Source organism: Streptococcus oralis, from assembly GCF_004127215.1.
GTDB classification, from domain to species: Bacteria; Bacillota; Bacilli; order Lactobacillales; family Streptococcaceae; genus Streptococcus; species Streptococcus oralis_BD.
In genome coordinates, this window is sequence record NZ_QEWJ01000003.1 from 46858 (window position 1) to 66502 (window position 19645).

Annotated in this window: 19 protein-coding genes and 2 pseudogenes; 3 read left to right on the top strand and 18 right to left on the bottom strand. The window is 41.9% G+C overall.

Annotated features, from left to right (window positions below; genetic code table 11):
* Position 1: 1 nt before the first annotated feature.
* The 7 genes from DF216_RS03610 to DF216_RS03640 form a co-directional block, all read right to left on the bottom strand.
* Positions 2-1543 carry an ABC-F family ATP-binding cassette domain-containing protein gene (locus DF216_RS03610; RefSeq protein ID WP_129326004.1) on the bottom strand — a complete coding sequence of 514 codons (1542 nt, stop codon included), beginning with the start codon at positions 1541-1543 and terminating at the stop codon, positions 2-4.
* 1 nt (position 1544) lies between these two features.
* A complete protein-coding gene (locus DF216_RS03615; protein WP_129326005.1) occupies positions 1545-2024 on the bottom strand; it encodes a VanZ family protein in 480 nt (159 codons plus the stop codon).
* 1 nt (position 2025) lies between these two features.
* A complete protein-coding gene (gene rlmN / locus DF216_RS03620; protein ID WP_129326006.1) occupies positions 2026-3111 on the bottom strand; it encodes a 23S rRNA (adenine(2503)-C(2))-methyltransferase RlmN in 1086 nt (361 codons plus the stop codon).
* A gap of 20 nt (positions 3112-3131) precedes the next feature.
* The gene (locus DF216_RS03625) at positions 3132-3662 is read right to left on the bottom strand and encodes a YutD family protein (RefSeq protein ID WP_001224374.1); all 531 of its coding nucleotides are present in this window, start codon (positions 3660-3662) and stop codon (positions 3132-3134) included.
* A gap of 153 nt (positions 3663-3815) precedes the next feature.
* Positions 3816-4421, bottom strand: coding sequence for a superoxide dismutase SodA (gene sodA / locus DF216_RS03630; RefSeq protein ID WP_129326007.1), 606 nt, complete (start codon positions 4419-4421; stop codon positions 3816-3818).
* Positions 4422-4490: 69 nt separating this feature from the next.
* Entirely contained in the window at positions 4491-5528 is a 1038-nt protein-coding gene (holA, locus tag DF216_RS03635; protein ID WP_129326008.1) for a DNA polymerase III subunit delta, read from the bottom strand.
* 32 nt (positions 5529-5560) lie between these two features.
* Entirely contained in the window at positions 5561-6496 is a 936-nt protein-coding gene (locus DF216_RS03640; RefSeq protein WP_129326009.1) for a dihydroorotate oxidase, read from the bottom strand.
* A gap of 204 nt (positions 6497-6700) precedes the next feature.
* Between DF216_RS03640 and gdhA the strand changes: the two genes are divergently transcribed.
* Both gdhA and DF216_RS03650 read left to right on the top strand, forming a co-directional pair.
* Entirely contained in the window at positions 6701-8047 is a 1347-nt protein-coding gene (gene gdhA, locus DF216_RS03645) for an NADP-specific glutamate dehydrogenase (RefSeq protein WP_129326010.1), read from the top strand.
* Positions 8048-8077: 30 nt separating this feature from the next.
* Positions 8078-8563 carry a GNAT family N-acetyltransferase gene (locus DF216_RS03650; protein ID WP_129326011.1) on the top strand — a complete coding sequence of 162 codons (486 nt, stop codon included), beginning with the start codon at positions 8078-8080 and terminating at the stop codon, positions 8561-8563.
* A gap of 166 nt (positions 8564-8729) precedes the next feature.
* Here the strand turns inward: DF216_RS03650 and DF216_RS03655 are convergent.
* The 8 genes and pseudogenes from DF216_RS03655 to DF216_RS03690 all read right to left on the bottom strand — a co-directional run bounded on the left by DF216_RS03655 (position 8730) and on the right by DF216_RS03690 (position 15394).
* Positions 8730-9057: pseudogene (locus DF216_RS03655) on the bottom strand (EXLDI protein).
* Between the two features lie 106 nt (positions 9058-9163).
* Positions 9164-9394: pseudogene (locus DF216_RS03660) on the bottom strand (DUF2268 domain-containing putative Zn-dependent protease); the annotation flags it as partial.
* A gap of 63 nt (positions 9395-9457) precedes the next feature.
* Entirely contained in the window at positions 9458-10528 is a 1071-nt protein-coding gene (locus DF216_RS03665) for an ABC transporter substrate-binding protein (protein WP_129326012.1), read from the bottom strand.
* Positions 10525-11298: an ABC transporter permease gene (locus DF216_RS03670; protein WP_125848764.1), complete on the bottom strand. Its 774-nt coding sequence runs from the start codon at positions 11296-11298 to the stop codon at positions 10525-10527. The genes DF216_RS03665 and DF216_RS03670 overlap by 4 nt, the downstream gene beginning before the upstream one ends.
* Positions 11295-12101 carry an ABC transporter permease gene (locus tag DF216_RS03675; protein ID WP_084972511.1) on the bottom strand — a complete coding sequence of 269 codons (807 nt, stop codon included), beginning with the start codon at positions 12099-12101 and terminating at the stop codon, positions 11295-11297. The genes DF216_RS03670 and DF216_RS03675 overlap by 4 nt, the downstream gene beginning before the upstream one ends.
* The gene (locus DF216_RS03680; RefSeq protein ID WP_129326013.1) at positions 12082-13239 is read right to left on the bottom strand and encodes an ABC transporter ATP-binding protein; all 1158 of its coding nucleotides are present in this window, start codon (positions 13237-13239) and stop codon (positions 12082-12084) included. Before DF216_RS03680 ends, DF216_RS03675 begins: the two co-directional genes overlap by 20 nt.
* Before the next feature lie 159 nt (positions 13240-13398).
* Positions 13399-14304: a UDP-N-acetylmuramate dehydrogenase gene (gene murB, locus DF216_RS03685; RefSeq protein WP_129326014.1), complete on the bottom strand. Its 906-nt coding sequence runs from the start codon at positions 14302-14304 to the stop codon at positions 13399-13401.
* Positions 14305-14572: 268 nt separating this feature from the next.
* Positions 14573-15394, bottom strand: coding sequence for an AraC family transcriptional regulator (locus tag DF216_RS03690; RefSeq protein WP_129326015.1), 822 nt, complete (start codon positions 15392-15394; stop codon positions 14573-14575).
* Positions 15395-15493: 99 nt separating this feature from the next.
* Between DF216_RS03690 and DF216_RS03695 the strand changes: the two genes are divergently transcribed.
* Positions 15494-16702 (top strand): hypothetical protein, encoded by a 1209-nt coding sequence (locus tag DF216_RS03695; protein WP_129326016.1) that lies wholly within the window; start codon positions 15494-15496, stop codon positions 16700-16702.
* A gap of 24 nt (positions 16703-16726) precedes the next feature.
* Here DF216_RS03695 and DF216_RS03700 read toward each other — a convergent pair whose 3' ends face one another.
* The 3 genes from DF216_RS03700 to DF216_RS03710 all read right to left on the bottom strand — a co-directional run bounded on the left by DF216_RS03700 (position 16727) and on the right by DF216_RS03710 (position 19638).
* The gene (locus DF216_RS03700; protein ID WP_129326017.1) at positions 16727-17659 is read right to left on the bottom strand and encodes a LacI family DNA-binding transcriptional regulator; all 933 of its coding nucleotides are present in this window, start codon (positions 17657-17659) and stop codon (positions 16727-16729) included.
* A gap of 43 nt (positions 17660-17702) precedes the next feature.
* On the bottom strand, positions 17703-18515 hold the full coding sequence (locus tag DF216_RS03705) for a Cof-type HAD-IIB family hydrolase (protein WP_129326018.1): 813 nt from the start codon (positions 18513-18515) through the stop codon (positions 17703-17705).
* Positions 18516-18885: 370 nt separating this feature from the next.
* Positions 18886-19638: a YhfC family intramembrane metalloprotease gene (locus tag DF216_RS03710; protein ID WP_129326019.1), complete on the bottom strand. Its 753-nt coding sequence runs from the start codon at positions 19636-19638 to the stop codon at positions 18886-18888.
* Positions 19639-19645 lie beyond the last annotated feature (7 nt).

Here is a 19645-nt window from a genome sequence, read left to right on the forward strand (position 1 = left end):
TTTAAGTTAGCTTATTAAAGTCCCAGATTTGGTCCATCCAGCCTTCATAAAAGTCTGGTTCGTGGCAAACCATAAGAATGCTTCCTTTGTATTCTTTAAGCGCCCGTTTAAGTTCTTCCTTAGCATCCACATCTAGGTGGTTGGTCGGCTCGTCCAGCACTAAAACATTGTTTTCACGATTCATCAAGAGACAGAAACGAACCTTGGCTTGTTCTCCACCTGACAAGACCTGAATTTGGCTTTCGATGTGCTTGGTTGTCAAACCACAACGAGCAAGGGCTGCACGGACTTCTGCTTGGTTAAGGGCAGGAAAGGCATTCCAGACAGCCTCTAGTGGTGTTTGACGATTTCCACCTTCTACTTCCTGTTCAAAGTAGCCAAGTTCTAGGTAATCACCGCGTTCAACTTCCCCAGCGATTGGTGGGATAATGCCCAAGAGAGACTTCAAGAGAGTTGTTTTCCCGATACCATTTGCCCCAATAATGGCAACCTTTTGATTGCGTTCAAAGGTGAGGTTTAAAGGCTTGGTAAGGGGACGGTCATAACCAATCTGCAAGTCCTTGGCTTGGAAGATAAAGCGCCCTGGCGTACGAGCTGGTTTGAAATCAAAGGATGGTTTTGGCTTCTCGCTTTGAAGTTCAATGATGTCCATCTTGTCCAATTTCTTCTGACGAGACATGGCCATGTTTCGTGTTGCAACACGGGCTTTATTTCGTGCAACAAAGTCCTTAAGGTCTGCAATCTCTTTCTGTTGGCGTTCGTAGGCTGCCTCTAACTGAGATTTCTTCATAGCATAGACTTCTTGGAACTGGTAATAGTCTCCAGAATAGCGAGTTAGCTGTTGGTTCTCCACATGGTAGACAATATTGATCACGTCGTTGAGGAAAGGAATATCGTGCGAAATAAGGACAAAGGCATTCTCATAGTTTTGGAGATAGCGTTTGAGCCAGTCAATATGCTCAGCATCCAAGTAGTTGGTTGGTTCGTCCAGTAACAAGATATCTGGCTTTTCAAGGAGGAGTTTAGCCAAGAGTACCTTGGTTCTTTGTCCACCTGACAAGGAGGTTACATCCGTATCCATACCATAGTCCATGACACCGAGGGCACGAGCTACTTCATCAATCCTGGCATCTAAAGTATAGAAATCACGACTCTCCAAACGATCTTGGAGTTCGCCAACTTCTTCCATCAGCGCTTCGATATCTGCTCCCTCTTCAGCCATCTCCATATAAAGATCATTGATACGAGTTTCTGCTTTAAAAAGCTCATCAAAGGCTGTACGGAGAACATCACGCACAGTTTGGCCTTCTTTTAGCACAGCGTGCTGGTCTAGATAGCCAGCGGTCACATACTTAGACCACTCAACCTTGCCTTCATCTGGTAGCATTTTACCAGTCACGATACTCATAAAGGTTGATTTTCCTTCACCGTTAGCTCCGACTAAACCGATATGTTCTCCCTTGAGGAGGCGGAAAGAAACGTCTTCAAAAATTGCACGGTCGCCAAAACCGTGACTCAGATTTTTAACTTCTAAGATACTCATTCTAATTCCTTATCTTGTTTTTATGTAGTAGTTTATAGAGGAGCCAAGCTAGGTAACCACCTAAAGTATTGGTCCACAAATCATCAATCTCAAATACCCGATTAAAATCAAAGAAAAAGTCTAAGACCAGTTGTGTGCACTCGATTCCCAAGCTCAGTATAAAACTGAGAAGAAGAACCTTTTTAGTTTTTCTTAGAGAGGGCAAGAGATAGAGAAGTTGGAAAATCAGAGGGAAGAGCAAGAAGACATTCAAAATGTTCTGCAAAAAGATCCAAATGACTTGTCCCAAACTAGTCACTTCACCCAGTTTCCAAAGGGAGTTTAAGGGAGTTAAAAGAAAAACCAGGCGTCCAAAAGTTTGAATACCTGGAGTTTCCACTCCTGTAGGAAGTTGAGGTTGGGGAGTAAAACAAAAACAGACAATGCAAAGACTGTAAATAGCCACTCCCAATCTTAAGATTAATTCTCTTTTTCTAGTCATTTTATGGATTTACCGCTGCGACTGCCTTCTGGCGGTCACGTTTCATTGTATTGGAACGCAATTGTCCACAAGCCGCATCAATATCTGTACCATGCTCTTGACGGACTACACAGTTAATCCCTTTTTTCTTGAGGGTATCATAGAAGGCCATCACCCGCTCTTTAGGACTACGGCTATATTGGTCATGTTCACTAACAGGGTTATAAGGAATCAAGTTTACATAAGATAATTTCTTGATGTTCTTTAGCAATTCAGCCAACTCCAAGGCTTGTTCAACTCCATCATTGACTTCATTCAGCATGATGTATTCAAAGGTCACACGGCGATTGGTTGTCTCGATATAGTACTCAATAGCAGCAAAGAGTTTTTCAATCGGAAAGGCACGGTTAATTTTCATGATGCTTGAACGCAATTCATTATTGGGTGCGTGAAGGGAAACAGCCAGATTAACCTGTACACCTTCATTAGCAAAGTCACGAATCTTATGGGCCAAACCTGAGGTTGAAACCGTGATATGACGAGCACCGATAGCCATTCCCTTGTCATCATTGATAGTACGGACAAAATTCAAGACATTCTTGTAGTTATCAAATGGTTCACCAATTCCCATGACAACGATATGACTGACACGCTCGTCCTGACCACGCTCATCAAAGTATTTCTGAACCAACATGATCTGCGCTACGATTTCCCCGTTATTAAGGTCACGTTGCTTCTTAATCAAGCCGGACGCACAGAAGGTACAACCAATATTACAGCCGACCTGAGTGGTCACACAGACTGACAGCCCGTAGTGTTGACGCATCAGTACTGTCTCAATCAACATGCCATCTGGCAACTCAAAAAGATACTTAACAGTACCGTCAGCTGACTCTTGCACGATGCGTTGTTTCAATGGATTTACGACAAACTGCTCATTGAGCTTAGCAATCAAATCCTTGGAAAGATTGGTCATTTCTTCAAATGACTGGACACGTTTACGGTAGAGCCATTCCCAGATTTGATCTGCACGGAATTTCTTTTCTCCTTGTTCTAATACCCATTCTTGCATGGTTTGACGTGTTAAACTGTAAATAGACGGTTTCATCTCTTCTCCTTATTCTCTATCTATTTCTGACGAATGACAAAATGGCGCTGTCCCTTGTCCTCTTTCTGAGACTTTTGGTCCTTATGACGACGTCTATTTCTCTTATCCGCATGTGGCTTTCTCTTGTTTTGCGAAGGTTTCTTTCCTCTTCTAGGAAGGTTTTCCTCTTCCTTTTTACGCATTTTCTTGTCAAATGACGCACGCTTAGGTGCTTGATTTTCTAGAACAAAATAGGCACAACCATAACTGCAATACTCTAAAAGATAGTCCTGTAAGCGACTGATCTTTTCAATTTTTTCCTCTGTTCGATCGTCTTTGTAAAAACCGCGTAGGCGAAGCTGTTCATTGCTCCAGTCCCCCACGACATAATCAAACTTGGTCAACACTTCTGAGAAGCGCTGGTTAAAGACTGTCACATCAAAAGCATCCTTGATATTCTCAACCAAGGTAAAAGCAATCCCTTCAGTCTCAACCTTATCCCCATTTACCTGAAATTCTGGGCCAGGAAACTTGTTATAATTGTATAATTCAGGTGCAATTTCTTTACGCATAGTCTTCCTTTTCCACGATTACTTAACACTTTATTTTACCATATTTTCTAGCAGTTAGCACGTTTCTCATAAAAATGAAAAAAGTCTGACGATTCTGTCAGACTTCTGCCTTATAAACCAAAAAAGAGAAGATTGACTCTTCCCTCCATATTTTTATTTAGCTGCTGCGTAAAGCTCATCTACTTTGTTCCAGTTAATCACTGAGAAGAAAGCTTTGATGTAGTCAGGACGCACGTTGCGGTACTTCACGTAGTAAGCATGTTCCCAAACGTCCAAGCCCAAAATTGGTTTTTTGCCTTCTGAGATTGGTGTGTCTTGGTTTGCTGTTGAAGTTACTTCAAGCTTCCCTTCTTTGTTGACAACCAACCATGCCCATCCAGAACCGAAGCGAGTTGTAGCTGCTGCTGTAAAGGCTACTTGGAATTCTTCAAATGAACCAAATGTTGCATTGATTGCTGCTGCAAGTTCTGCTGATGGAGCAGTTTTTTCAGGAGTCATCAATTCCCAGAAAAGAGCATGGTTCAAGTGTCCACCACCATTATTGATAAGTGCTTGACGGATATCAGCTGGGATAGAGTCTACATCAGCAAGCAAAACTTCAAGGTCTTCACCAATTTCAGGGTGTTTTTCAAGAGCTGCATTGGCATTGTTGACATAAGTTTGATGGTGTTTGTCATGGTGCAAGTGCATTGTTTCTGCATCGATGTATGGTTCCAAAGCGTCGTATGCGTATGGAAGGTCTGGTAAGATAATAGCCATCTGTAATACCTCTTTTTCTTTCTATATGAAAATGATAACGCAATCATCCTCTTTTTTCAAGTTTTTTGCTCAATTTGTCTCTGCCGCGATCTGCAAAAGTGCCTTTTCAAACAGGTACCCTTTTTCATAGACACCTGTCTTAATCTGGTAGTCTGTTTCAATCAAATAAGAAATCGCTCGCTTGAGAAAGGCCAAGGAAATCCCTCTCGAATCTCTCAATGCAAACTTGATTTGATAAGGATTAGGATTGCGCCCCAAGTAAGTTCCCAGACTGCTTGCGATCTGCGATTCCGTCTGACCAGTCTCTGATAAAATCTTCACTTGGGTAAAGGTACGAAACTGTCCCAACATAACAGCTATGAGCTTGATTTCATCCTCCCCTTGCAAGGTCAAATCTCTAACCAAGTCACGCGCCTGGTCGATTTTTTTGCCCAAGATAAGCTGAGTCAAATCAAAAATATTGTCCTGCAAGGTCTTTGGAATAGCCTCGACAATGTCCTTCTCCTCAATCATGCCGTCTGATTTATAAGACTGCAAAAAAAGGAGATTTTTCTGGATTTCACTAAATTGAAAACCAGATTTGAGAAGTAGATTTTCAAAAGATTGCCCCACAAACTGCAAACCTTGTGTCTGACTCCATTTTTGGAAATACTGGCGCAGTTCTTGTTCTTTGGCTTCTACTGCATCAAAAACCTTAGCATCACGCTTAAGTAATTTGACCAACCGTCTCTTACTGTCCAGTTTTCCTTCCGCAAATATCAATAACTTGGTTGTCGGTGAAGGATTGTCAAGGTATTCCTCAAATGATTTGAGCTCATCATCTGCTAAAAAGCGTTTCTTGGCTGTTGTGATATCGACAAAATGGTCTAATATCACGATTTTCTCATCCGCAAAGAAAGGGAGACTGACCAGCTCCAACTCTAAGTCTTTATAAGCTACTTCTTTCATATCAAAGTAAGCAAAATTGAGATCAGCTGGATCATAACCAATCTGTTTCAACACTTGACTCTTCATAACTTCAAACTGGCCCTGGTCTGTCCCTGTAAATAGGTTCAAGCTAGATAGATTTGATAACGTCAACTTCTGACTGTCTTCAATGGCTAGCATCTTCTCTCCTTTCTTCTGATTTTTTACTAACTTTAATCAATATAGCGCAATTTCCCACGGAAATCTTCTAGTCTCTCGTACCCTTTTTCCGCCATGATTGCTTTCAGTTCATTGGTAATGCGTTCAAAAACACCGACGCCTTCTTTGTGAAGGGTAGTCCCTACTTGCACCATACTCGCACCGCAGAGGATGTGTTCAAAGGCATCACGACCCGTTAGAACACCACCCGTTCCGATGATTTGGATTTGGGGATTTAAACGTTGGTAAAAGGCGTGCACATTGGCTAGAGCAGTCGGTTTGATATACTCTCCACCAATGCCACCAAAACCATTCTTAGGACGAATCACGACAGACTCGTCTTCTATATAAAGGCCGTTTCCGATAGAGTTAACACAGTTAACAAACTTGAGCGGATATTTGTTAAAAATAGCTGCCGCTTGATCAAAGTGAACAATATCAAAATAAGGTGGCAACTTGATTCCAAGAGGTTTGGTAAAGTAGGCAAATACCTCTGACAAGATACGGTCTGTTGTTTCAAAATCATAGGCAATCTGAGGTTTTCCTGGAACATTTGGACAAGAGAGATTAAGCTCTGTTAGTCCTTTGAATTCACTCTCTTGAACTTTTTTCAAGATGGTATGTGTTTCTGCTGGAGACATGCCAACTAGAGATAGGAAGAAAGTTCGGTTTGGCTCTCTTTCCTGCAAGTCCAAAAGATAGTCCAGATAGTAGTCTAAGCCATTATTTGGTAAGCCCATGGAGTTGATAGAACCAAGTGGAACATCCTGATAACGTGGCTCAGGATTGCCCTGACGAAAGTCCAAGGTCGCTGTCTTCGTGACAAAAGTACCCGCTGCTGAGTTTTTGACCCCTTCAAGCTCTTCTATCGTCATACAAGCCACACCCGCTGCATTCATCAAGCAATTGTCAAACTCAAAGCCAGCAATTTGTGTTTTCGTTGATACCATGATTCTGATCCTCCAGATTCCTTTTATTTCTAATATTATACCATACTTTAAGATTTTCTCTTTGAGAAACTAATTTCTATATAAAACGTTCGGTTTTGTAAATTGAAAGAATTTTTAGAAAATTTCTGTTTTTTTCTTTACACTAAAAAAAAATTCTGCTATAATGTCTCATGTAATAAAATATAACAACAAAAGGAGAACGATATGACATCTGCTAAAGACTATATCCAAAGCGTGTTTGAAACTGTGAAAGCTCGTAACGGGCATGAGGCTGAATTTCTCCAGGCGGTTGAAGAATTCTTCAGCACTTTGGAACCTGTATTTGAAAAACATCCTGAGTATATCGAAGAAAACATCTTGGCACGTATCACTGAGCCTGAGCGCGTAATTTCTTTCCGTGTTCCTTGGGTTGACCGTGATGGAAAAGTACAAGTCAACCGTGGTTACCGTGTTCAATTCAACTCAGCTGTTGGACCATATAAAGGCGGACTTCGTTTCCACCCAACTGTAAACCAAGGAATCTTGAAATTCCTCGGCTTCGAACAAATCTTTAAAAACGTCTTGACTGGACTTCCAATCGGTGGAGGTAAAGGGGGATCAGACTTCGATCCTAAAGGTAAGACTGACGCTGAAGTGATGCGCTTCTGCCAAAGCTTCATGACTGAATTGCAAAAATACATCGGACCATCACTTGACGTACCTGCTGGTGATATCGGTGTTGGTGGACGTGAGATTGGTTACCTCTATGGACAATACAAACGTCTTAACCAATTTGATGCGGGTGTCTTGACTGGTAAACCTCTTGGATTTGGTGGTAGCTTGATTCGTCCAGAAGCAACTGGTTACGGTTTGGTTTACTATACTGAAGAAATGCTCAAAGCTAATGGTAACAGCTTTGCTGGTAAAAAAGTGGTGATTTCAGGTTCTGGTAACGTGGCTCAGTACGCTCTTCAAAAAGCAACTGAACTCGGCGCTACTGTCATCTCTGTATCTGACTCAAACGGTTATGTCATTGATGAAAATGGTATCGACTTCGACCTTCTTACGGATGTTAAAGAAAAACGCCGTGCTCGCTTGACTGAGTATGCAGCTGAGAAAGCAACTGCTACTTACCATGAAGGTTCTGTATGGACTTACACTGGTAACTACGACATCGCTCTTCCATGTGCGACTCAAAACGAAATCAACGGTGAAGCAGCTAAACGTTTGGTTGCTCAAGGCGTTATCTGTGCATCTGAAGGTGCTAACATGCCTAGTGACCTTGATGCGATTAAAGTCTACAAAGAAAACGGAATCCTTTACGGACCTGCCAAAGCTGCCAACGCTGGTGGTGTAGCTGTATCAGCGCTTGAAATGAGCCAAAACAGCCTTCGTCTGTCATGGACTCGTGAAGAAGTGGACGGCCGTCTCAAAGACATCATGACCAACATCTTCAACACAGCTAAAACAACTGCTGAAACATACGGTCTTGGTACCGACTACCTTGCAGGAGCAAATATCGCTGCCTTCGAAAACGTAGCCAACGCTATGATTGCACAAGGTATTGTTTAATTAGTCAATACATCCTTTCGGAGGACAATCATGAACTTACGGCCAATGGAAGAGAGAGACAATTTAGCTGTAGCGCAACTCATTCGAACTAGCCTTGAAGAATTCGGGCTTGACAAACCAGGAACTGTCTACTTTGATTCTCATCTAGATCATTTGGCCGACTTTTATCAACATCAAGAGAAGGCAGCTTACTTTGTTCTGGAAGATGAAGGGCATCTCGTTGGCTGTGGTGGCTTTGCACCTGTGTCTGATAAGATTGCTGAATTACAAAAACTGTATGTCGCTAAAAACAGTCGTGGCAAAGGTTATTCCAGTCGGCTGATAAAGCAGATCGTCCAAAATGTCCGCCTAGCAGGTTATGAACAGCTTTATCTAGAAACCTCTACTGAACTGGCTACGGCCGTGGTCGTCTATCAACACTATGGTTTTAAACCACTGCAACAACCACTTTCTAACGCTACCGGCCACCCAGCTATGAATATCTGGATGATAAAATCTCTCTTATCAGATGAATAGAGGTCAGTATACTCTGGTCGAGTTGAGGTCATCAGTACCAACACCCTCAACACAGTTAAAACAACTTTCAAAAATGTAGCCAAGGCTATGATAGTCAAGGTATTGTTTAAGCACTATCAAACTATAACTCAAAGAAATCCGACTGCTTGTGAAAGTAGCCGGATTTTTATATATCTAATTTTTCAAAAAACTTGCCTGCTGACTGCTTTTTTTTTTAGCTTCTCCAGCAGCTCATTCTCCAGAAAAGGACTTAGTTCGTCAAAATATCGACAAACCTTAAAGACAGTTTCTCTGTCCAACTGGTCAAAAGCTAGTTCGTAATAGTCCTTATGATGGTACCAGTTCTGGTCATAGTTGATATCTGTTCGCTGATAGTAGACGATGTTCTGCTTCGGTGTCAGGTAAAGCTTCTGTGTTAGAATGCTTTTCTGATCTTTGGACAGCTTGCTACGATTGAAAATCTTGACACCTTGAAAAATCTTGCGCTCATGGATACCTTAATTTGTAACTTTCAATTCGGCTCTTTTATAGTGCATATAGTCACCTCCAGAAATTACCTACATTATATCAGGTTCAGACAGATTTTCAAGCAAAAATGTGTCATTGCCAAAAGTCTTTCGTCACCTCTAAAATCTCTTCTGTCGGTGTTACTGTCGCTTCAATAATGCTCTTGCCAGTCTTTTTCAGATAGGCTTGTATCAGATGATAGCCATAAGTATAGCCCGCAGCATAAGGCATACCGACTGGTATTTGACCTTGAATCTCAGCGATTTCATCACCGTAGAGATAAGGTGCCATTTCCGCCATCCCTGTTAGCTGAAGCTGACTAGAAAAGTAAAAAACAATAGAATCGGATTTTAACTCATTCTACTGTTTTTTCTTTATTCTATCTTTCTACTTCCGATACATTTTAAACTGTAGGAAGAGGTCGCTATATTTGCCTGTCCATTTATGGTCAAACTTCTCATAAACTTCTAGGTGTTTCATGGTATCAGCGTCTGGATAGAAGGCCTTATCTTCCTGGGTCTCCTCTGGGAGCATTTCCTTGGCTGGTAGGTTTGGTGTTGAGTAGCCCACATACTCCGCATTTTTCAGAGCATTTTCAGGTTTCAACATAAAGTTGATAAAGGCATAAGCTGCATCTTGGTTTTTCACGGTTTTTGGGATGACTATGTTATCAAACCAGAGGTTGCTGGCCTCAGTCGGGACGACATACTTGAGGTTAGGATTTTTCTCCAACATCTGGCTGGCTTCCCCTGAGAAGGTCACCCCGATAGCAGCATTGTTCTGAATCATGTAACCTTTCATCTCGTCCGCCACAATGGCCTTGATATTTGGAGTCAGTTTGTAGAGTTTGTTTACCGTTTCCTCCAACTGCTGAGGATCCTTTGAGTTGAGGCTGTAACCGAGCGAGTTAAGCCCGAGCCCCAGCACCTCACGTGCCCCATCAAAGAGCATGATAGAATCCTTATATTCTGGCTTCCAGAGATCATCCCAATGCTCAGGAGCCTCATCTACCATGGTTTCGTTGTAGACAATTCCCAAAGTACCCCAGAAATAAGGAATGGAGAATTTATTACCCGGGTCAAAAGACTGGTTGAGGAACTCAGGTCCGATATTTTCGATTCCTTCAATTTTTGAATAATCAAGAGGAACCAAGAGGTCTTCGTCCTTCATCTTGTTAATCATGTATTCACTTGGGATGGCAATATCATAGGTTGTTCCACCCTGCTTGATTTTCGTGTACATGGCTTCGTTAGAGTCAAAGGTCTCGTACTGAACTTGGATTCCCGTTTCTTCTGTAAATTTCTCCAAGAGTTCGGGATCAATGTAGTCTCCCCAGTTGTAAATAACCAGTTTTTGACTATCTCGACTGTTGATTTTACTATCTAGATGGTGGGCAATCCCCCACAAGACAAGGATAATCGCCGCAATTCCTGCTAAAAATGAATAGAGTTTTTTCATGCTCGCTCCTCCTTCTCACGTGAGATAAAGTAATATCCAACAACTAGGATAATACTAAAAAGAAAGACGAGAGCAGACAGGGCATTGATTTCTAGCGAAATTCCCTTACGAGCACGAGAGTATATCTCGACTGACAGGGTTGAAAAGCCATTTCCCGTCACAAAGAAGGTCACAGCAAAGTCATCCAGCGAATAAGTAAAGGCCATGAAATAACCTGCAATAATAGACGGAGTCAGGTAAGGAAGCATGATTTCCTTGAACATCTGAAACTGGCTGGCACCAAGGTCATAAGCCGCATGAATCATGTCATCATTCATCTCCTTGAGACGAGGCAAGACCATCAAGACCACGATAGGGATGGAAAAGGCCACGTGACTAGATAGAACCGTCAAAAAACCAAGAGAAAACTTAAGCTGGGTAAAGAGAATCAAGAAGCTAGCACCAATCATAACGTCAGGCGCAACCATGAGGATATTATTAAGCGATAGAAAGGCTTCTTGGTATTTCTTACGAGACTGATAGATATAGATGGCTCCGAAAGTCCCGATAATGGTCGCAATCAAGGCCGATAGAAAGGCCAAGAAGAAGGTTTGGGTGAGGATCAACATGAGACGACCGTCACCAAACATGGTTTTAAAATGGTTCAGGCTAAAGCCTGTAAAGCTGTTCATATCATCGCCAGCATTAAAGGCATAGCCAATCAAGTAAAAAATTGGCAAATAAAGGATGATAAAGACAAAGGCTAGGTAGAGATTGGCAAATTTTTTCATCGTTCTCTCCTTTCCTTGGTCACCCACATAGTGATAAACATGGTCAGGATGAGAATCACACCGATGGTTGAACCCATACCATAGTTGTCATTGGTTAGAAAATTCTGCTCAATGGCCGTCCCCAAAGTAATCACTCGGTTACCCCCAATCAAACGTGTCAGCATGAAGAGGCTCAAGCTGGGGATAAAGACAGACTGAACCCCACTTCTCACTCCATTCATCGATAGAGGGAAGATGACATGGCGGAAGGTTTCCCACTTGGTCGCACCGAGGTCATAGCTGGCATTGATGAGGTTGTTGTCCATATCATCCAAAACATTGAAGATCGGTAAAATCATAAAGGGAAGCTCGATATAGCTTGCGACAAAGATAAAGGAGAAATCCGTAAAGAGCAACTGCTGAGCACCGATTCCGATAAATTCCAAGAATTGGTTAATAGAGCCATTCTGCCCAAAAATTCCGATAAAGGCATAGGTCTTAAGGAGTAGGTTGATCCAAGTAGGCAGGATAATCAGCATGAGCCAGAGTTGACGATGCTTGAGACGAGTCAAAAAGAGGGCTGTAGGGTAACTGATTAAAAGCGTCACCAGAGTCACAATCCCTGCATAAAGCACAGAGTTGAAGCTCATTTTAAGGTAGGTCAAGTTTTGTGACGCAAAGTAGGATTTATAGTTTTCTAAACTAAACTGCCCTTCAATGTTGAAAAAGGATTGACCGAAAATCAAGACCAAGGGTGCGAGAACAAAGAGGGCAATCCAAAGCATGTAGGGCACTACAAAGAGTTTAGAGGTTGTTTTCTTCATCTCTTTCCTCCTCGATCGCGTTAATCAGACCTGCTTCTTGCTCTTCGATTTCTACGTATTCTTCGATACGAGCATCGAACTCTTCTTCGGTTTCGTTGAGACGCATGATGTGGATATCTTCTGGTTCAAAGTCCAGACCGATTTCCTCGCCAACAATTGCCTTACGAGTCGAGTGAATCATCCATTCATTTCCGAGTTCGTCATAGGCGATAATCTCGTAGTGAACTCCGCGGAAAAGCTGAGTATCCACCTTAACTTGGAGCTTGCCTTCTTCAGGAAGGGTAATGCGCAAGTCCTCTGGACGAATGACAACCTCAACAGGCTCATTTGGCTTCATCCCCCCGTCGACTGCTTCAAATCGTTTGCCGTTGAACTCGACCAAGTAGTCCTCAATCATGGTTCCTGGCAAGATATTTGACTCACCGATAAAGGTGGCAACAAAGTGGTTGATTGGCTCATCGTAGATGTCCACAGGCGTTCCAGACTGAACAATCTCGCCATCATTCATAACGAAAATCCAGTCACTCATGGCAAGAGCTTCTTCCTGATCGTGAGTGACAAAGACAAAGGTAATCCCCAATCGTTGTTGCAATTCACGCAGTTCGTACTGCATATCTGTTCGCAACTTCAAGTCCAGCGCTGACAAGGGCTCGTCCAGCAAGACCACACGGGGCTGGTTGATAATAGCACGGGCAATGGCTACACGCTGACGTTGTCCTCCAGAGAGTTTACGGATGGAACGTTTTTCATACCCTTCCAACTGAACCATCTTGAGAACTGCCGCTACACGTTGTTCGATTTCTTTCTTGTCGATTTTACGCAAGCGGAGTGGAAAGGCAACATTTTCAAACACATTCATATGTGGAAACAAGGCATAGGATTGAAAGACGGTATGAACATCACGTTTATTGGTTGGAATATCATTGATCCGCACCCCATCCAGTAAAATATCCCCTGTCGTCGCATCCAGTAAACCTGCAATGATATTCAGAATGGTTGATTTTCCTGAACCAGATGCACCCAAAAGAGTGTAAAATTTCCCTTCTTCCAACTCAAAGTTGATGTCTTTGAGAACCTTGGTATTGCTGTCTTCAAAAACTTTAGAGACGTTTTTGAATTCAATAATTGGTTTTTTCAATTGTCATAAATTCCTTCTTTTTCATAAATTAACAGATCAGGGCTCTGTCAGGCCGCTACCACCTCGTGTAGGAGATTGAACTGCCTACATACATCTTCACTCACGATAGGCTTTCACCCCCTTTATAATGATTATAGCAGCAACTTTTCTACCCTAACCTTATTCCTTCTCACCCAAGATTCGGACTTCTCTTTCAAGGGTGACACCTGAGTGTTCCTTGACTTTTTCGATAACAGATTGGATCAAGTCTTCATAGTCTTTGGCCGTTCCGTCAGCAACATTGATCATGAAACCGGCATGCTTTTCAGATACTTCCACACCACCGATTCGATAGCCCTTCAAGCCTGCCTCTGAAATCAACTGTCCTGCAAAATGCCCAACTGGACGCTTAAAGACTGAACCACAAGATGGGTATTCTAGAGGTTGTTTGAGTTCACGTAGGTGCGTCAAGCGGTCCATTTCTTGCTTGATAACCTGATGATTCCCTGGAGATAGAGCAAATTTAGCTGACAAAACAACAGCCCCAGAATCCTGAATAGCTGAATGGCGGTAACCAAAAGCCAAATCCTTGGCAGATAAGGTCTCGATTTCCCCTTCCTTGGTCAAAATTTGACAAGACTGCAAGATATGAGCAATCTCTCCTCCATAGGCACCCGCATTCATAAAGACAGCTCCTCCGATGCTTCCAGGAATCCCACAAGCAAACTCAAAACCAGTCAAACTATGACGGAGGGCAGTACGTGTTGTTTCGATCAAATTTGCTCCTGCTTCCGCTTCAATGGTATAGCCATCAACTGAAACATTATTAAGCTTATCGCACAAGATGACAAAACCACGGATTCCACCTTCACGAACAATGATATTGCTGGCATTCCCAAGCACCATCCAAGGAATATTCTCTTGATTGGCAAATTGAACGACACGGGCCATCTCATAGCGATTGCGTGGCAAAACTAGATAATCTGCTCGACCTCCTACCTTTGTATAGGTATAGGTCTTCAAGGGTTCCTTAAAACGAATATCGATTCCTTCTAGGATTTCAAGCATTTTTTCTTTTACTGACATGTCACTCTTCCTTTTTCAAAATTCATTCCATTATACCATTTTTAGAGACATTTGACGACCTCAAAATGACTATTGATAATTCAACTCTTATTTTTCAAATGATGGATACAGATGTTGACGTGAATGGAGGACTATAGAAAAACACCCTAAGAGTTAGATAAATGATATCTAACTTTCAGGATGCTGTTTTCAAAATTTTTTTATATTGAATCTATCTACACTTGAAGCAATCAATAAGTCCCTTCTAAAGCAAATGCTGAGATGGATGCTAGTTGGATGGAGGATTTTTCCAGCCTTGGCGGTAAAATTTAGGACTCACATAGAAAAAGTTCTTAAAAGCTTTTGAAAAGACTAGTTGGTCCTGATAGCCGACTTCCAAGGTAATCTCTTTTATAGATAGATTAGTGTCAGTTAAGAGTGTTCTTGCCTTTAGCAGGCGTGTTTCAAGGAGAAATTGTTGAGGAGATTTATGGTAAAGTTTCTTAAACTGACGAAACAAGGTGCTACGACTGAGTCCGACCTGGGAGGCCAAGTCTTGAATAGAGATATCTTGTTGGTACTGTTGTAATAAAATCTGCGCAGCTTTTTCAACAGGGAGTTGAGTGACATTCAGCGGTATTTCTGCTGGAAATTCTTCCTGCAAGTAGTAAAGGAAGGTATAAATTTGCATTTGGTACCAGCTTTCTTTTTGCCTATTTTCTGCAGTTTTGTGACAAATGTCCTGAATGATTTCTCTGCTTTGAAAAAGACTATCGAAATGGCAAACAGACTCATAAAAAACTTGTGTGTTTTGGAGATAGTCGCTTAATTTGTCTCCAGAAAATCCCAGCCAGTAGGTGGTCCAAGGATCTTCTGGATTTGCCCAATAGCGTACTTTTTGGCCTTTTCTTAGGATAAAACCATCATTTTTCTCCAAAGAATAGGTCTGCCCATCAACTTGCAGGTAGCCTTTCCCTTCACAAATCCAGTGGATGACAAAATCCTGAAAAACAGTATAGTCATAAAACGGAAAGCTAGAATAATCATCAATCCCACATTCTTCAAGGTAAAATTCCTTAGATGTTTCTTTAAAATAGTGCCATAGTTTCATAAATGCTTTCTCCTTGCAACATAAGTGCATATTTCTTCATCATGAACTCCTAGAAAAGGGACAAACTCTGGTTTATAATGAGGCAAGAAAGGAGAACAAATGAAAAAATCGTATCAATCTAGTATGGTAGGGCTCAACCTCAGTAATCAAATTGTTTCCATCACCATAACAGGGGACTTCATGATTCTTTTTATGAGTCAGATTTTAAGTTTTAGTGATTTGCAAAATAGCTGGCTTATCACAATGCTACCAATTATAGCCCTTGTCCGCATTCCCTTGTCTTATCTAATGCGGAGGAAAAATCTCCTTGACCTGATGAGGTGGAGTATACTGTCTAAGCTGTGTTTGCTAGGGGTATTAGTAGTGATTCCCTACGAAAGTGTGACTTTTTCTATCTATGCTCTTTTTCTGGTTCTATATCAGATAGCCGTGGAGTTGGGCTTTGGTCTGGCTTGGAATCCCTTAATATTATTATTAACAGAAGAGAAAGTCCGCGCAAAATTTCTCAGTTACTTAGGTTTGTTTCAGCTGGTCACGAGCTTTTATACCCTTCTTATTTCCTTTTTCATTGGAAAAGAGCTGACTGCACTTCATTATCGTTGGTTACTGGTGATTGCTCTTGCTAGTCTGTTCATGCAGTTTATCCTTTTGAAACAGTTACAAACAGACTATAGCTTGTTTCAAAATCATCAAGTAACAAGGCGGATGGATTGGCAGGTTTTGAAAAAACAGCTCTGGCACCATGTCCGTATCCTACTTTTGGATAGTTTGATTTTATATGTAACCTTAACGATGAATGTCCTCTATATGGTACAGGTATTGCACCTTTCCGCCAACCTCGTGTCTCTATATTCGAGTATGAGTTTGCTGGGGAACGTCCTAGCTTTTGCTCTTGCAGGTCCTTGCTTTGAAAAAAGACGTTCTACGTTTTTCACAATCTTACTGGTAGTAACGGGATGTGAGATTCTTGTGATCTTCTTTCTTCCCCATGATGCTGTATCCTATACAATCTTTTGGAGCATAGGTTGGGGGTTATTAAATGGGACTGTGGGAGCTCTATGGGGACTCTACATTTCTCTAGTCAAACACCAGGCAGCAAGTCCTAGCCCCTTTACAATTTGGAATATTTATCAGGGGATTGCCTATCTTGTTAGTGTACTTGTCTTTTATCTCTCTGGTAACTTGGTGCACCTAGCTAGTTCCAGCTCAGGGCTGGATCCGTATCGTCTAGTCTTGATTGCCTGCCTAAGCATCTGCATCATAGTTTGTTTACGGATGCTGTATAGAAGAAAAATAGGTCTCAAGTGACAATTGTCGCTTGAGCCTATTTTATCATCGTATGATAAACTCCGATTGTAGGATAATGGTCCGTTTTTCGTCAGAGAGAGCTTGTTTGAAGCTTTCCTGACCGAGTTGGTAGGATTTGTTATCAATGGTAGGAATCCCCAGTACCTCTCCTGTCAGTTGCTTTTCTTGGCCAATCAGCAAAGGTAATTCAAGATTTTTCTCCTGATAATAGCGAACCACACCAGTTGCTACATCATCTCCGTTGCTGAAAATACAGTCTAAATCTTGCTCTAGTAGGCTATCCCCTTGCTCATAAGCATCCTCTCCCGTGGAAATGCCATCCAAAATCAGAGGTTCCTTTTTTTCACCAAAAACTTCCTTGTAGGCTTCCATAGTGAGACGGTAGGTGGAACTTTTTAGGTCTTTTCGGGTAAATAGCAGAGCAATTCTACTTTTTCCCTGGTCTTTAATCCAGTTAAAGGCTGTCTTGCAAGCATGGGTGCGGCTCACATAAACGCTACTCAGATTGGGGTCCTGCACTTCTTCACAGCAAACAATATTGCCATACTTAGCGTAGGAAGCAATGGTTTCTAAGTCTACACTGCGAGAGGTGAAAATAAGACTGTCAAAGGCCCTTCCTCGAAGCTGCTCCAGATAATATTTTTCCAAGTCTATATCATAACGAGAAGGTAGAATGAGCAAGGTATAGTTATGATCCATAGCCGCATCCAAAAGCCCGTTCAGTAACTGACTGAAATAAGGGTGCAGGGTCGTGTTGGGAATAACTACACCGACCCGACGAGTCGAACCTGAACTTAACTCCTGAGCTAGAATGTTGGGACGGTAGTCCAGTTCCTCCATGACTTGCAGGATTTTCTGACGAGCCTCCTCGGATACATGAGGATGGTTGTTGATGACGCGTGACACGCTAGAAACTGAGTAGCCACTCAGTTTGGCAATTTTTCGAATATTTGTCATTGTTTGCTTTCTATAGGAGGATTGACATCCTCCAAACACGTGATTAGTGGATTTTTTTGAGATATTTACGAATGCCGTAGCCGACACCATGTTCATCATTGCTGCGTGTTACCTTATAAGCCAGCTCTTTGATGTCAGGAAAGACGTTGCCCATTACAATTGGATAGCCCACCATCTCAAACATTGGGATATCGTTGTGCCCATCACCAAAGGCAGCGGTCTGGCTCTTATCTAAACCTTCTTTTTTGAGAATATAAGCAATACCTTTTGATTTTTTAGCAGTTTTGCTGGTAATTTCTAGATGATATTGACCAGATCGGAGAATGCTGACCTCTCCCAAGTCTAGGGCTTGCAAGTATTTCTCCAGTGCTAATAGTTCGTCATTATCTAGGGCAATCATCATTATCTTGAAGGTATTGTCCTTGGCTGCTAGAAAATCAGCCTCGTTTGTAAGTGTTGGTGCCTGGCGCGTGATGTTGAACTCTAGACGAATCCCTTCATCTATTCTATCACAATACCAGTTCGTCATATCATAATAGCTGACGCTAATTTGTGGAAAATGCTGGCGCACTGCCTGTAAGATAGTTTGTGCTGTCTTTCTAGGGAGAATATCTATATGAAGGGGCTTGACCTTTCCATCCACAATCTGATAAATCAAACCACCGTTAAAACCTACTTGAGGTCCAGTCAGCTGAAGTGCTTCGATAGCCTCTCTCATTTCCATTGGAGCTCGAGCAGAAACCAGAGTCAGCGGAATCTGAGCATCGCGGATAGCCTTGCTATTCTCGCTAGAAACGCGGCCCTCAGAATTGAGAAGTGTGCCGTCCATATCTGAAAAAATACGTTTGATGGTCATAATGTTGTCCTCTTTTCTTCTTTGCCCGCTAGCGTGTGATAGGTCGGTTTAAATGCGCATTCCCAATCTTTGATACCATTGTACATTCTGGAACGCGTTCCATGTCAAGAGGAAAATGAAAAATTTTTTAAATTTTTTTCGAGCATATATAAAATTGATGTGGACTTGCTTGATAACGGCATCTCCTTGGCTTAATTGAAGAATTTATTAAACAAGTTTTTCATTTCTTAAAAAGCTGGCTGTCCCTTGGTAAATAGGTATTAAACAGAAAGATAGGCTTGTCTTCCAGATAGTACATCGGGTGGTAAATAGTAAGAAATAGACAAAAACAGAGTTAAGAGAGAACAATAAAAAGAGGTCGCCCCTCTTTTTATGATTTTTTCCAAAATGTAGATTTTGTAAGCCAAACAAAGGCTAGTACTTCTACAAGAAGAATGCCCTCCACTAGAAGTGGATTTGCAATCCAGCCCACTTGAGATAGGGCTGGAGCTAAGTCAAACAAGGCATGTAATCCATAGGCAGCAAAGAGATAGATCCATTTCTTTTGGCTAACACTTTGATAGACCCAGATAGAGAGACCAATTTGCAGAATCAGAGCAAGCACACGCTCAACTCCTAGTAAATAAACCTGCCAAACCGATAGAGACTGGACCGTTTCGAGTGTCGTCTTTGGAAGAAGATTGGCTACATCAGTATTTGAAGACTGGATGAGTGAAAAGAGAATCAAAAGACTGATCAAGCTTCCCATTCCGAGATAGAGCATCTCCAAGCCCCCATGTCCCAAACCATAAGCCAAAGCATCTCGATCTTCTAGCTTTCTCTTTTTCTCCAACCATTTAAAAAAGACAAGACGAGCCGTTTCCTCAAAGAGGGCCGCCATGGCGATTCCATAAAGGACATATAAGAAAGGCTGCTCCTGCATAAGCGGAATGGTTCCATCTTTTTGCGGATGGAGTATCAGAAGGTGAACCATCTTCTCTAACACTTGAGAAGAAACAAAAAATGCGATTGCCCCCAAGCCCATCACTGCAAGAGAGATTTTAAACCGTTTTTTGGCATACCAAGTTCCACTTACTAGAATGAGGACCAAAGCGATCATGGTAAGGATAATATGTACTGTCATCTTTTTC